This window comes from Streptomyces klenkii, from assembly GCF_003626645.1.
Lineage (GTDB): Bacteria > Actinomycetota > Actinomycetes > Streptomycetales > Streptomycetaceae > Streptomyces > Streptomyces klenkii.
On record NZ_RBAM01000007.1, the window covers coordinates 214894 to 228069 of the forward strand.

Genomic DNA, 13176 nt, shown 5'->3' on the forward strand with positions numbered 1-13176 from the left:
CGCATACCACACGAGTTCACTTTCGGCGACCCGGTTGCGACGAACGGTCACGGCCCTCTAGCGTTCGCAGCAACAAATCAGCCCCGGCAGGTGCGCCAACACCTCACCGGGGCCTGACCATCACGATCGAACAGGCTCGATCCCATGGCTGACGCCAACTCTAGCGCCGACGCGCGCGCCGTATCCGCCCACCCCCAGGCCAAGCCCGGCTACGGCAAACGAAGCGCCCCCGACCAGCACCGCCGCACCGCCAAAGACTTCGCGCACCTCCCGCCCCGCGAGGCGTCGATCGCCGCATTCATCGACCGCCTGCCCGAAGGCGCGGCCATGGATGCGAAAACCCTTGCGGCTCACCTCCCCTCCTACGGCCAGGCGGCCTGCCTCACCGCGCTCCGCCGCCTGTCGGCCGCAGGCCACCTCCGCAGGGTGAGGGAGCGGATCAAGGATGACGGCGGCAGCACGCACTGGGTGACCCGTACGTACTTCTCCCGCACGGCGCGGGACGACGCCTGGTGGGCGGACCTCCAGGCGGGCAACGTGCCCAAGCCGCCCGTTCAACCGCAATCGCCGTCGCAACCGGCAGCAAAACCGCCCCGCTCGCAGGCGTACGAGGCGCTCGCGCTGGCCGGCCGCATGGACCCGCGCATGACGCTGTCCGCCAAGGACTGCGCCGCGCTGGAGCCCCTCGCGGAGGAGTGGCTGGCGAGGGGCTCGACCCCGGCGGACGTCGCGCGGGAACTCACCGCCGGCCTGCCGCCGGAGGTCCACCACGCCACCGCTCTGGCCCGCCGCCGCTTGCGGGACAAGCTCCCGCCGGAGCGGCCGGCGCAGCCGCCGCCGGGGCGGACCCTCCGCATCCTGGAGTGCACGGTCTGCCGCCTTCCGGGCCGCCCGGAGGCCCTCCCGGGCGGCCTCTGCCGCGACTGCCGCGGCGAACCGGCCCCGTACGTCCCCGAGGCCGTCCCCGCGACGGAAATCCACCGCCGAGCCGCCGCCATCCGCGTAAACCTCCGCACCCTCGAAAGGAGCACCAGGTGAGTGTTCAGGAATTGCCTCAGGTCATAGAGGCACCATGGAGGGGAGGAGGCGACGCCATGACCCCTACGTCCGCCCATCGGCCGCAGATGCTCGTCGAGGACTTCGAGCGGATCGCCAGTTCGGCGCCGGAAACCGTGACGCTGGAACTCATCAACGGGAAGCTGGAGGTCAAGCCTGTGCCGGACGGGGATCACGGGGAGATCTACATGTGGCTGCTGGAGCAGTGCATGCAGCAACGCCCCGACCTGCGGCTCTACCCGGATCGGGGCCTGAAGACCGAGGGCTACCGCCAGGGGCGTTCGCGGCCGGACGGCGCCCTTGCGCCACGAAGGCACTTCACCGGTTACGGCGAGTGGGCCGATCCCGCGGCCGTTCTGATGACGGTCGAGATCACGTCGTACGACTCGGACACCGATCTGCGTGACCGCAAGGAGAAGCGCGACGGCTACGCGGCAGCGGATATCCCGGTCTACCTCCTTGTTGACCGCAACGAGTCAACTGTCGTCGTCTACAGCGAGCCGCGGGGCGGTAAGTACCGGATTCACAGGTCGTACCCCTACGGGGACGTGATCAAGATCCCCGCCCCGGTAGGCGTCACGCTGGAGACGGAAGAGCTGAAGGACTTCGCCAACTGATCCGGCCCGGGGGGGGGGCCTCACACGCCCCCCAACGCCGTCGGCCCCCGGAGCGCATTCCCCCGCACCGGCTCCGCCGCCTGCGAGGGCACCCCGTATTCGGCCACGAGCGACCGCAACTCCTCCGCCACGCCCGCCCGCTGTTCCGCCGGAAGCCCCTCCAGCAGCGTCTCGAAGCGGTCCTGCCAGACGGCCTCCTGGCGGTCACGTATCCGTACGAGCTCTCCGGACGCCGCCGCGGCCTTCAGCGCGACGGCCGTGCGGTCGAGCCGCTCCAGCTCCGCGCGCTCGCGCGCCTCGTCGCCGCGCCCGAACCAGCGGGCGACCCGCTGCCGGAGCCCGGTCCACGCGTCCGTGCCCGCCGACTGCACGACCGCCGTGCCGCTCGCCGCGGCAACCGCCGCCAGTGCCTCGCTCAGCATCCCGCCCGCCCCCTCGTCGCAGAACGTTCCCGTGCCGGACGCGAAGGACGCTAGCGCCGAACCGCCCGCGGCAGCGCCCGTTCAGCGGGAAATACGACGATCGCCGACGCGTGGAGGCGCGTCACTCGGATTCGCGTGCGAGTTCGAGTGCGAGGGTCTGGAGGATCTCCTCCGTCGGCGCTTCGGGCGCGGTCTCGTCGTACGCGTCCGCGACCGCCTCGAAGGCCAGCATCAGGCCGCTGATCAGCGCGCTCATGGGCTCGGAGAGCTGGTTGAGCACCGCGAGCCCGACCTCTCTCGCCTGCGCGCCCACGGGCACCATGAACTCGTCGGGGATCACCTCGCCCAGCAGGGACGACACGTAGTCCGTCCCCACGCCGCCGCGCAGGGCCGTGAGCGCCGCGATGGCCTTGAGCTTGATCTCGTTCTCGGTCATGGGGCGAGCGTAGGAGCAACAGGCCCTCCGCCCGGCCATCCCGGGCGGGCTACGCGCTGACTACGTGCCGGCTATGCGCTGACGGCGTGCCCCAGCAGCATCACCGGCGCTCCCGCGGCGCGGGTCAGCACGATCACGCAGGAGTTCGGGCCCTCGAGCTTCAGCTTCTTGCGGAGCTCCTCCGGCTCGACCGCCGAGCCGCGTTTCTTCACCGTCACGACCCCCACCTTCCGCTCCCGCAGCAGCGCCTTCAGCTTCTTCAGGTTGAAGGGCAGCACGTCCGTGATCTCGTACGCCGACGCGTAGTCCGTGGCCCGCAGCTCGTCGGCCGTCACGTACGCGATCGTCTCGTCGATCAGGCCGCTGCCGGAGAAACCGGAAGCCACGTCCGCCACCAGGTGCGCGCGGATCACCGCGCCGTCCGGCTCGTACAGATACCGCCCCACCGCCCGTACCGACGGATCCGGCAGCCCCGCGCCCACCAGCGAGTGCCCGCCCGGCAGCAGCGTCGCCCGTCGCGCGCCCGGCGCCGTGCCGAACCACAGCACGGCCTCCTTCACATCGCCCCCGTCGGAGATCCACTCCGCCTCAGCGTCGTCCGGGATGGCCTCGTGCGGCACCCCGGGAGCGATCTTGAGGGCGGCATGCGGGGCCCGGCGGGCCGCCTCGATCGCCCACGACAGGGGCGGGGAGTACGCCTCCGGGTCGAAGATGCGGCCGCGGCCGCCCCGCCGCGCCGGGTCGACGAACACCGCGTCGTAGCCCGCGGTGTCCACCTCGGCCACATCCGCGCAGCGCACCTCGATGAGCTCCGCGAGCCCCAGCGCCTCCGCGTTCGCGCGCGCGACCTCGCAGGTCAGCGGGTCGCGGTCGACCGCGAGGACGCGGATGCCCAGCCTGGCCAGCGCGATCGCGTCGCCGCCGATGCCGCAGCACAGGTCCGCCACCGAGCGGATGCCGAGCGCGGCGAAGCGGGCGGCGCGGTAGTCCGCCACGGAGCGGCGCGTCGACTGCTCCACGCCGTTCGGCGTGAAGAACATCCGGTACGCGTCCTCCGCCCCGAACTTCGCCACCGCCCGCTGCCGCAGCCGGGCCATGCCGAGCGCCGCCGACACGAGCTCCGCGGGGTGGTCGCGGCGCAGCCGGGTCGCCGTGGCCAGCTCCCGGGCCGGGTCGTGGTCGCGCAGCTCGGCGAGCAGGCTCCGGCCCTCGTCGGTGAGGAGGGCGGCGAAAGTGGTGACGGGTTCGTTCGGTGCTGGCACCCGGCCATTCTTGCCCAGCCCTCTGACAGGCCGCCCCTTCTGTCCCGCTGCTCTCCCGCCAGCTGCTCATCTCGAACGCATGAACAACAATCGGAGGTGTGAGCTCCCGTATATCCGGTCCAGGCCTCGGTTCCCGATCCGCCCGCCGCGCCGCCGCCGTCACCCCGCTCCTGCTGGCCGTGCTCCTCAGCGGCTGTTCGTCCGGCGGCAGCGGCGGGACGAAAGCGTCCAGTGCTCCCTCTCCCCGTACGGAATCCACGGCCACGGCTACGGCCCCGGCCTCCCCCGACGCCGCCGCCTACCGCCGCTGGGGCATCGACAAGCCCCTCGCCGCGCCCCCGGCCCCGCCCTCCGCCAAGCTGACCGACGGGCTGAAGCCCGGGGCCGCCCCCAAGGTGATCCGGCGCGTGCCCACCAGCGACAAGGTCGTCTTCCTGACCTTCGACGACGGTGCGGAGAAGGACCCGGAGTTCGTGAAGATGACCAAGGACCTCAAGCTGCCCTTCACGATGTTCCTCACCGACGACATCGCGCGCGCGGGCACCGGCTACGGCTACTTCGAGCAGCTGCGCGGCGAGGGCAACCGCAACAGCATCAACAACCACACCCTCTCCCACCCCAACCTGCGCACCCTCTCCGCCGACGCCCAGCGCCGCGAGATCTGCGGGCAGCAGGACGTCCTGGAGAAGAGGTACGGCGGAAAACCGCCCCTGTTCCGTCCGCCCTACGGCAACTACAACGACGCCACCCTCGCCGCGGCCGGCGGCTGCGGGGTCAAGGCGCTGCTGCTGTGGGAGGCGACGATGCAGATCAACGACATGCGCTACGCGCAGGGCGACCAGCTGCGCCCCGGCGACATCGTCCTCGCCCACTTCCGCGGGCCCTCCGAGCTCAAGGGCACGACGATGACCAAGATGGTCGCCAACATGCTGCGCAGCATCGAGCGGCAGGGATTCACGGTGGCCCGCCTGGAGGACTACGTGTGAGACCGCGTGTGAGGGCCGTGTGTGAGGGCTACGTGCACGGCCGGGGAATCCGGAGGATTACGACCCGCGGCCCGCGGGCAGATCCACTTCCGCGCTCCGTGGCCCGCCCGGCCGGGTGCGCACTCCCAGGAGTGAACCGCCGAGCTCGCCGCACGGCGAATTGGCACTCCGCTTGACCGAGTGCTAACCGCGTCATAGTCTCGGCTCCGTTGGCACTCTCCACCCGGGAGTGCCAAACGCAGCGACGGGCAGAATCCGGCACCCGCGACGACGGATCCTCCTGGTCGCCACCTCAGACAGATAACCCCGTGAATCTCCGAAGGGGGAGGTCGGATCGTGACGACCGCCAGCTCCAAGGTTGCCATCAAGCCGCTCGAGGACCGCATCGTGGTCCAGCCGCTCGACGCCGAGCAGACCACGGCCTCTGGCCTGGTCATTCCGGACACCGCCAAGGAGAAGCCCCAGGAGGGCGTCGTCCTGGCCGTGGGCCCGGGCCGCTTCGAGGAGGGCAACCGTCTTCCGCTCGACGTGAACGTCGGCGACGTCGTGCTCTACAGCAAGTACGGCGGCACCGAGGTGAAGTACAACGGCGAGGAGTACCTCGTCCTCTCGGCTCGCGACGTGCTCGCGATCATCGAGAAGTAATTCACCCAGTTTGATGTGATCTGCGCCCTGGTTCCCGTGTGTGTAAGCCGCCGGGGTCCGGGGCGCGGTTCGTTTGAGAGGACTTGAAGCAACCCATGGCGAAGATCCTGAAGTTCGACGAGGACGCCCGTCGCGCCCTCGAGCGCGGTGTCAACAAGCTGGCCGACACGGTCAAGGTGACGATCGGCCCCAAGGGCCGCAACGTCGTCATCGACAAGAAGTTCGGCGCCCCGACCATCACCAACGACGGCGTCACCATCGCCCGCGAGGTCGAGATCGAGGACCCGTACGAGAACCTGGGCGCCCAGCTCGTCAAGGAGGTGGCGACCAAGACCAACGACATCGCGGGTGACGGCACCACCACCGCGACCGTCCTGGCCCAGGCGCTGGTCCGCGAGGGCCTGCGCAACGTCGCCGCCGGCGCCTCCCCGGCCGCCCTGAAGAAGGGCATCGACGCCGCGGTCAAGGCCGTCTCCGACGAGCTGCTCGCGACCGCCCGCCCGATCGACGACAAGGCCGACATCGCCGCCGTCGCCGCCCTGTCCGCCCAGGACAAGCAGGTCGGCGAGCTCATCGCCGAGGCGATGGACAAGGTCGGCAAGGACGGTGTCATCACCGTCGAGGAGTCCAACACCTTCGGCCTGGAGCTGGACTTCACCGAGGGCATGGCCTTCGACAAGGGTTACCTGTCGCCCTACATGGTCACCGACCAGGAGCGCATGGAGGCCGTCCTCGAGGACCCGTACATCCTCATCCACCAGGGCAAGATCTCCTCCATCCAGGACCTGCTGCCCCTGCTGGAGAAGATCATCCAGGGTGGCTCCTCCAAGCCGCTGCTGATCATCGCCGAGGACGTCGAGGGCGAGGCCCTGTCGACCCTGGTCGTCAACAAGATCCGTGGCACCTTCAACGCCGTGGCCGTCAAGGCCCCGGGCTTCGGCGACCGCCGCAAGGCGATGCTGGGCGACATGGCCACCCTGACCGGCGGCACCGTCGTCGCCGAGGAGGTCGGCCTCAAGCTCGACCAGGTCGGCCTGGACGTGCTGGGCTCCGCCCGCCGCGTGACCATCACCAAGGACGACACCACGATCGTCGACGGCGGCGGCGAGTCCGCCGACGTCCAGGGCCGCGTCGCCCAGATCAAGGCCGAGATCGAGTCCACGGACTCCGACTGGGACCGCGAGAAGCTCCAGGAGCGCCTCGCCAAGCTCGCCGGTGGCGTCTGCGTCATCCGCGTGGGTGCGGCCACCGAGGTCGAGCTCAAGGAGAAGAAGCACCGTCTGGAGGACGCCATCTCCGCGACCCGCGCCGCGGTCGAGGAGGGCATCGTCTCCGGTGGTGGCTCCGCGCTCGTCCACGCCGTCAAGGTGCTCGAGGGCAACCTCGGCAAGGAGGGCGACGAGGCCACCGGTGTCGCCGTCGTCCGCCGCGCCGCCGTCGAGCCGCTGCGCTGGATCGCCGAGAACGCCGGCCTCGAGGGCTACGTCATCACCTCCAAGGTCGCCGAGCTCGACAAGGGCCAGGGCTTCAACGCCGCCACCGGCGAGTACGGCGACCTGGTGAAGGCCGGCGTCATCGACCCGGTCAAGGTCACCCGCTCCGCCCTGGAGAACGCCGCCTCCATCGCCTCCCTGCTGCTCACGACCGAGACCCTGGTCGTCGAGAAGCCGGCGGAGGACGAGGCCGAGGCCGGTCACGGCCACGGTCACTCGCACTAACCTCGCACTGACCTCGCGCCGCGCACAGCGGTGAGTGGTGAGAGGTGAGCAGTAGCCGGTCCGGAGCCCGGCACCCCTGGTGGGTGCCGGGCTCCGGCCGTTCACAAGTACTTGTGAACGCTCACACCGGCCCCGACTCCAGCTGCCGCTTCAGCCCCAGCATGTCGTAGATCCACCAGCCCTCGGCGATCTTCCCGTCCTGGAAGCGGAAGGTGGTGGTGCCCTCCATGGTCACGTCCTGCCCGGTGGGCTGGTGTCCCATGAAGTCGCCCTGGTGCGTGCCGCGCCAGGTCCAGCGGGTGGCGACCTCGTCGCCCTCGGCGAGCTGGGAGTGGAGGGTGAAGTCGAAGTCGAACGCGCCCCGCCAGCTCTCGACGTCGGAGCGCATGGCATCCAGGCCGACGACGGTGGGCTCCTCCTTGCCGATGTCGTGGTCGCGGTAGCCGGCGCTGAAGAGCTCGTCCATCAGACCGAGGTCGCCGTCCCGCGCCACCTCCTCGAAGAAGCGGCGGGTGGTGGTCTTGTTCAGCTGCTCGTCGCGGACCACGTCGAGGTCGGTGAAGGCCGGCACCCCGTCGCAGAGCGCGGCCATCTCGGCGAAGATCCGGTCGGTCTCGGGGAGCTTCGAATTGCGCATCGCGGCCTCGTGGGACGGGAACTCCACGATCTCCACGTAATGGCCGTCCTGCGCGCGGTCCTTGCCCACGATCGCATGGGTGGCGGTCCGCTTCCCCTCGGTCGCGGCGACCCAGTCGTCCATCAGCCGGTTCATGTCCTCGTACCGGCTCGTCCTGCAATCGATGATCTGCACGAAAGTCATGGCGCCTCCCGGGTGATATTTCCAGGTTAGTCCTGAAGGGATCACCCGGGAGGGCGAGGAGGACGAGGGGCGCGGGAGTGCGGAAGGGTGGCCGGGGCCGGGGCCGGGGCCGGGGCCCGGGGCCGGGGACCGGCGGGCCCGGGGGCCCGGAGGCTACTTCGGCCCGTACTTGCGGCCCGTCGTCGACGACGCCCGCGACACCACCCTGCGCGGTGCCAGCTTCATCAGCCCGGTCATGGCCTTGTACCGCGGGTCGGGCACCGACAGCGTCTTGCCCTGCGACAGGTCCCGCAGCGCCGCCGACACCACCTTGTCGGCGTCCAGCCACAGCCAGCCCGGCACGTTGTCCGTGCCCATCCCGGCCCGCTCGTGGAACTCCGTCCGCACGAAGCCCGGGCACAGCGCCATCAGCCGCACCCCGCTCCCGGCCAGGTCGCGCGCGGCGCCCTGGGTGAACTGCACGACCCAGGACTTGCTCGCGCCGTACGTGCCGCGCGGGACGAACGCGGCCACCGACGCCACGTTGACCACCGCGCCGCGCTTGCGCTCGCGCATCCCCTCGGCCGCCGCGGACGTCAGCCGCAGCACCGCCTCGCAGTGCACCTTGAGCATCTTGAGCTCGTCCGCCAGGGACACCTCCAGATAGCCGCCCTTGTTGCCGAACCCGGCGTTGTTGACCAGCAGGTGCACCGGGCGCTCGCGGTCGCGCAGCCGCGCCTCGACCGCCTCGATGCCCTCGTCCTGGGAGAGGTCCGCGGGCAGGACCTCCACCTCCACGCCGTGCCGGTCGTGGAGCTCGGTGGCGTGCCGGCCGAGCCGCTCCTCGTCGCGGGCCACGAGGACGAGATCGTGTCCGTCGCCCGCCAGGCGGCGCGCGAACGCGGCACCGATCCCGGCCGTCGCCCCTGTGATCAATACAGTCGTCATACCGGCACCGTAGAGCCCGGCGGCCGCGCGTGCCGATGCCGTACGGCGTTTTGACGCCCGGTCGGGCGCTGATTGACGGTCAGAGGACGGCGTACGGGGAGACGTACGGGACGCCGGCGGGCTGCCGACGGGACACTTCGGACGGCCGGCGGACCGTCATCGAAGGGCCTCAGAGGCTCGCCTGATACGCCAGGACCTTCTTGCGTGTCTCGGGGTGAAGGGCGTCCCCGGCTGCCAGAACGCGGGGGAGCAGGGCCCGCTCGACCGTGTTCGCGCGGAAGGCGAAGGACACCGTCACCTCGTGCCCGGGGCGGTGGACGACGGATATCTCATCCCCCGCGCGGATCTCGCCCGGCTCTATCACCCGAAGGTAGGCGCCGGGGGCTGCCTCCTGGGTGAACCGCTTGATCCAGCCCGCCTCTCCCAGCCACGTGGCGAACGTGCGGCAGGGGATCCGCGGGGCGCTCACTTCCAGCACCAGATCGGGCCCGATGCGCCAGCGCTCACCTATCCGTGCGCCGTTGACGTCGATTCCGCTGGTGGTGAGGTTCTCGCCGAACGAGCCGTCGGGCAGCGGGCGGCCCAGCTCCCGCTCCCAGCGGTCCAGATCCTCGCGCGCGAACGCGTACACCGCCTGGTCGTCCCCGCCGTGGTGGCGCAGGCTGACGATCGTGTCCCCCGCGAGGCCGCTGCCGCCCGTGCCCTTGGGGCCGGGGGCGGAGACGGCGACCGGGCCGTCGACCGGTCGCTTGTCGATCGCGGTGGCCAGGCCGGCCTCGAAGCCGGGCACGCCCGGGATGTCCGCCGTACCGGCGCGGCCCACGTTCACAGAGAGTAGGTGCATGTACAGAGAGTAGTCGACCGACCCCCAAAGGCGCCAGTGATTATTTCGCTACGCCTCCAAGGTGGCCTTATGCTCGACCTATGATCGAGGCTCGTCATCTGAGGGTGCTGCGCGCGGTGGCCCTGACCGGTTCGTTCTCGGCCGCGGCCCGGGAGCTGGGCTGCACCCAGCCCGCCGTCAGCCAGCAGATGAAGGCGCTGGAGCAGTCCACGGGCACGCCGCTGCTGGTGCGCACGGGCCGCGAGATGCGCCTCACCCAGGCCGGCACGGCCCTCGTCCGGCACGCTTCCGGGATCCTGGCCGGGCTGACGGCGGCCGAGGAGGAGATCGCCGCCATCGCCGGGCTGCGGGCGGGCCGGGTGCGGCTGGTGTCCTTCCCCAGCGGCAGCTCGACGCTCGTGCCGGGCGCGCTCGCGCAGATGCGGGCGGCGCACCCGGGCACCGAGATCTCCCTGGTCGAGGCCGAGCCGCCGCGCTCGGTGGAGATGCTGCGCGACGGCGAGTGCGAGATCGCGCTGGCCTTCCGCTACCCCGACGTCCGCGGCGCGGACCCGGCCGCAGGCGCCGAGTGGGAGGACCTCGTCGTCCGCCCGCTGCTGACCGACCGCCTCATCGGCGTCGTCCCGGAGGGCCACCGGCTGGCCGGGGCGGACCGGATCGGCATCACCGACCTGGCCGAGGAGCCCTGGATCGCGGGCTGCCCGCGCTGCCGGCGGCATCTGGTGGAGGTCTGCGAGAGCGCCGGCTTCACCCCACGCATCGACTTCGCGACCGACGACTATCCGGCGGTGTTCGGCCTGGTCGGCGCGGGGCTGGGCGTCGCGGTGATGCCGGAGCTGGCGCTGGAGTCCGTACGCCCCAAGGGTGCGCGGACGGTTCCCGTGGAGCCCGCCGTGCACCGGGAGATCGTCGCCCTGACGCTGCCGGACCTGGCGCGGGTGCCGGCGGTGGACGCGATGCTGGACAGGCTGGCGGGCACGGCGGGGCGCTGAGCCGTGCCTACGTCACGGCCGGGCGCTACCTCCGCGGGGTGTCTCCGCGGCCGGGCTTACGAGCCGGCCGCGGCGATGGCTCTGTGTCGCGCGCGGCCCATCAGCTCCTCGCGCTCGTCCTCGGTGAGGCCGCCCCACACGCCGTAGGGCTCCCGTACGGCCAGCGCGTGCGCCGCGCATTCCGCGCGTACCGGGCAGCGCATGCACACCTCTTTAGCCGAGGTCTCGCGTGCGCTGCGGGCGGCTCCACGCTCGCCCTCCGGGTGGAAGAACAGCGAGCTGTCGACCCCGCGGCAGGCTGCCAGGAGCTGCCAGTCCCACAGGTCGGCGTTGGGACCGGGAAGCCGGGAGAAATCTGCCATTGCAATCCCCTCGAAGCGAACGGTCTGCCGGGTGGATGTAAATATGACTGATTGCGAATCTAGTCATAGACACCAGCAAATGGGAAGAAAAACTGCTCCTCATGGGCAAATGGGGCATAGCGCAGCTGTGACACGGGTGCGGCGGGGGTGCGGCAGGGGTGGCGCGGCGGGCGCCCCCAATGCGCCCTGCTCCGTGTCCGCGCCCTCACGTAGAGTGCCGAACGTGCTCGACCGACCCCGTAACTCTTTCGGGTGACCGTCGTTGAGAGGGCGGAGGCGGTTGACGGATGAAGCAGTCGGGCAGGTGTCCGACCCGGCGCCAGAGCCGTCGATCGCACAGGTGACGATCAGTACCAGCCTGGAGGCTCAAGGTGACGCGCATCAGCTGCGGAGGACGGTCATGACATCCGTCCTCGTCTGCGACGATTCCCCGCTTGCCCGTGAGGCGCTCCGCCGTGCGGTGGCGACCGTGCCCGGTGTCGAGCGTGTGACGACGGCAGCCAACGGCGAGGAAGTCCTCCGCCGCTGGGGAGCCGATCGTTCGGACCTGATTCTGATGGACGTACGCATGCCCGGACTCGGCGGTGTCGAGACCGTCCGCCGGCTGCTGTCCGCGGACCCCGGGGCCCGCATCATCATGCTCACCGTCGCCGAGGACCTCGACGGTGTCGCGCTCGCGGTCGCCGCCGGAGCGCGCGGTTATCTGCACAAGGACGCCTCGCGCGCCGAGCTGCGGGCCACCGTGACGCAGGCCCTCGCCGACCCGACCTGGCGGCTCGCCCCGCGCCGGCTGCGCTCGGCCGAGATGGGTGCCGCGCCCACGCTCACCGCGCGCGAGATCCAGGTCCTCGAAGGAATGAGCCACGGCCGCTCGAACGCGGAGATCGGACGGGAGCTCTTCCTCTCGGAGGACACCGTCAAGACCCACGCCAGGCGCCTCTTCAAGAAGTTGGGCGCGTCGGACCGGGCACACGCCGTGGCGCTCGGCTTCCGCTGGGGCCTGGTCCGCTAGGGCGCGGCGTGGCGCGCAGCGTCGTGAGGTCGCGGTGCGCGCCACCCCGGTGGGCGATCAGCACCGCGGCCCCACCGCTCGGCGTCCGACGCCGAAACTCCGAGGGATGCCGCATCCTTGGAGTGTGACTCCTCCCCGGCAGGAGCCGAGGCATCGCCCTCGGCCCCAAGAGACCTCATGACGGAAAAGCCTTGCCCCGTGCCGTGCGGCGCGGGCACAAGCTATCGGTGGAGTCGTGAGTGCTGGGGCGGGCATACCCGAAAGGGGAGGCGCTAGACGTGAGTGCGAGGACACCGACGCGTAACGGTTCTACGGACAACCACGAGGGTGGTGCCGAGGAAGCTGCCACGCCGAGGCACCATGGACCGATGCGCGAAGACGACACCAAGGGGTCCCCGGCGGCGGCCGCCCCGGGAGAGATCGGCGCCCTCGTCGCCCGCGCTGTCGAGGGTGACCGGCGGGCCACTCACGATCTGCTCGCCCTGGTGCACCCGCTCGCGCTGCGCTACTGCCGCACCCGGCTGTCGCGCCTGCCGGGTGATGCCCGTCACTTCGTGGACGACCTCGCGCAGGAGGTCTGTCTCGCCGTCCTGTGCGCCCTGCCCCGCTATCGCGACACGGGGCGCCCCTTCGAGGCCTTCGTCGTGGCCATCGCCGCGCACAAGGTCGCCGACCTCCAGCGGGCCGCCATGCGCCACCCCGGCAGCACGGCCGTGCCCTCCGACGAGATGCCCGAGCAGCCGGACGATTCGCTCGGGCCGGAGGAGCGGGCCCTGCTCAGCAGCGATGCCGAGTGGGCCAAGAAGCTCCTCGCCAGCCTTCCGGAGAACCAGCGCGAGCTGGTCCTGCTGCGCGTCGCCATCGGCATGACCGCCGAGGAGACGGGCCAGATGCTGGGCATGTCGCCGGGTGCGGTGCGGGTCGCGCAGCACCGGGCGCTCAGCCGGCTGCGCGCGCTGGCCGAGCAGTAGAGCGGTGGAGCAGCAGGCCCTGAATGCCCGGGAGGCCCGAGTGCCGCTCGCGGGCAGGATCGGGTCTGATGCGTACGGACCTGAGGTGTGCGGATCTCCATTCGTA

At 71.1% G+C, this 13176-nt stretch carries 15 protein-coding genes; 8 read left to right on the plus strand and 7 right to left on the minus strand.

All coding sequences use genetic code 11. From position 1 onward, the window contains the following. Positions 1-144: 144 nt before the first annotated feature. Together D7231_RS18640 and D7231_RS18645 are read left to right on the plus strand one after the other, a co-directional pair. The gene (locus D7231_RS18640) at positions 145-1038 is read left to right on the plus strand and encodes a hypothetical protein (RefSeq protein WP_120756592.1); all 894 of its coding nucleotides are present in this window, start codon (positions 145-147) and stop codon (positions 1036-1038) included. A gap of 56 nt (positions 1039-1094) precedes the next feature. Beyond that, positions 1095-1673: a Uma2 family endonuclease gene (locus tag D7231_RS18645; RefSeq protein WP_120756593.1), complete on the plus strand. Its 579-nt coding sequence runs from the start codon at positions 1095-1097 to the stop codon at positions 1671-1673. A 20-nt stretch (positions 1674-1693) separates the two neighbouring features. Here the strand turns inward: D7231_RS18645 and D7231_RS18650 are convergent, their stop codons facing one another. The 3 genes from D7231_RS18650 to D7231_RS18660 all read right to left on the minus strand — a co-directional run bounded on the left by D7231_RS18650 (position 1694) and on the right by D7231_RS18660 (position 3793). Next, positions 1694-2095, minus strand: coding sequence for a hypothetical protein (locus D7231_RS18650; RefSeq protein WP_120756594.1), 402 nt, complete (start codon positions 2093-2095; stop codon positions 1694-1696). Between the two features lie 121 nt (positions 2096-2216). Next, positions 2217-2531 carry a hypothetical protein gene (locus tag D7231_RS18655; protein WP_120756595.1) on the minus strand — a complete coding sequence of 105 codons (315 nt, stop codon included), beginning with the start codon at positions 2529-2531 and terminating at the stop codon, positions 2217-2219. 71 nt (positions 2532-2602) lie between these two features. Beyond that, positions 2603-3793: a THUMP-like domain-containing protein gene (locus D7231_RS18660; RefSeq protein WP_199739408.1), complete on the minus strand. Its 1191-nt coding sequence runs from the start codon at positions 3791-3793 to the stop codon at positions 2603-2605. 98 nt (positions 3794-3891) lie between these two features. Between D7231_RS18660 and D7231_RS18665 the strand changes: the two genes are divergently transcribed. The 3 genes from D7231_RS18665 to groL all read left to right on the plus strand — a co-directional run bounded on the left by D7231_RS18665 (position 3892) and on the right by groL (position 7142). Then, positions 3892-4779, plus strand: a complete 888-nt coding sequence (locus tag D7231_RS18665; RefSeq protein ID WP_120756597.1) for a polysaccharide deacetylase family protein — start codon at positions 3892-3894, stop codon at positions 4777-4779. 336 nt (positions 4780-5115) lie between these two features. Beyond that, positions 5116-5424: a co-chaperone GroES gene (groES, locus tag D7231_RS18670; protein WP_058046787.1), complete on the plus strand. Its 309-nt coding sequence runs from the start codon at positions 5116-5118 to the stop codon at positions 5422-5424. Positions 5425-5519: 95 nt separating this feature from the next. Continuing rightward, positions 5520-7142: a chaperonin GroEL gene (groL, locus tag D7231_RS18675; RefSeq protein WP_120756598.1), complete on the plus strand. Its 1623-nt coding sequence runs from the start codon at positions 5520-5522 to the stop codon at positions 7140-7142. 121 nt (positions 7143-7263) lie between these two features. On the opposite strand, the gene D7231_RS18680 is transcribed toward groL, so the two are convergent. From D7231_RS18680 to D7231_RS18690, 3 genes are all read right to left on the minus strand, one after another. Next, positions 7264-7962: an ester cyclase gene (locus D7231_RS18680; RefSeq protein WP_120756599.1), complete on the minus strand. Its 699-nt coding sequence runs from the start codon at positions 7960-7962 to the stop codon at positions 7264-7266. Positions 7963-8115: 153 nt separating this feature from the next. Further along, complete coding sequence (locus D7231_RS18685) at positions 8116-8889, minus strand: SDR family NAD(P)-dependent oxidoreductase (protein WP_120756600.1); 774 nt, start codon at positions 8887-8889, stop codon at positions 8116-8118. Positions 8890-9058: 169 nt separating this feature from the next. Further along, a complete protein-coding gene (locus tag D7231_RS18690) occupies positions 9059-9733 on the minus strand; it encodes an MOSC domain-containing protein (RefSeq protein WP_120756601.1) in 675 nt (224 codons plus the stop codon). Positions 9734-9813: 80 nt separating this feature from the next. Here D7231_RS18690 and D7231_RS18695 point away from each other — a divergent pair, with 80 nt between their 5' ends. After that, entirely contained in the window at positions 9814-10725 is a 912-nt protein-coding gene (locus D7231_RS18695; protein WP_120756602.1) for a LysR family transcriptional regulator, read from the plus strand. 56 nt (positions 10726-10781) lie between these two features. On the opposite strand, the gene D7231_RS18700 is transcribed toward D7231_RS18695, so the two are convergent. Continuing rightward, complete coding sequence (locus D7231_RS18700; RefSeq protein WP_030368345.1) at positions 10782-11087, minus strand: WhiB family transcriptional regulator; 306 nt, start codon at positions 11085-11087, stop codon at positions 10782-10784. 400 nt (positions 11088-11487) lie between these two features. Here D7231_RS18700 and D7231_RS18705 point away from each other — a divergent pair, with 400 nt between their 5' ends. Further along, entirely contained in the window at positions 11488-12099 is a 612-nt protein-coding gene (locus tag D7231_RS18705) for a response regulator transcription factor (protein WP_003948568.1), read from the plus strand. A gap of 368 nt (positions 12100-12467) precedes the next feature. Beyond that, positions 12468-13070 carry a sigma-70 family RNA polymerase sigma factor gene (locus D7231_RS18710; protein ID WP_058046781.1) on the plus strand — a complete coding sequence of 201 codons (603 nt, stop codon included), beginning with the start codon at positions 12468-12470 and terminating at the stop codon, positions 13068-13070. Positions 13071-13176 lie beyond the last annotated feature (106 nt).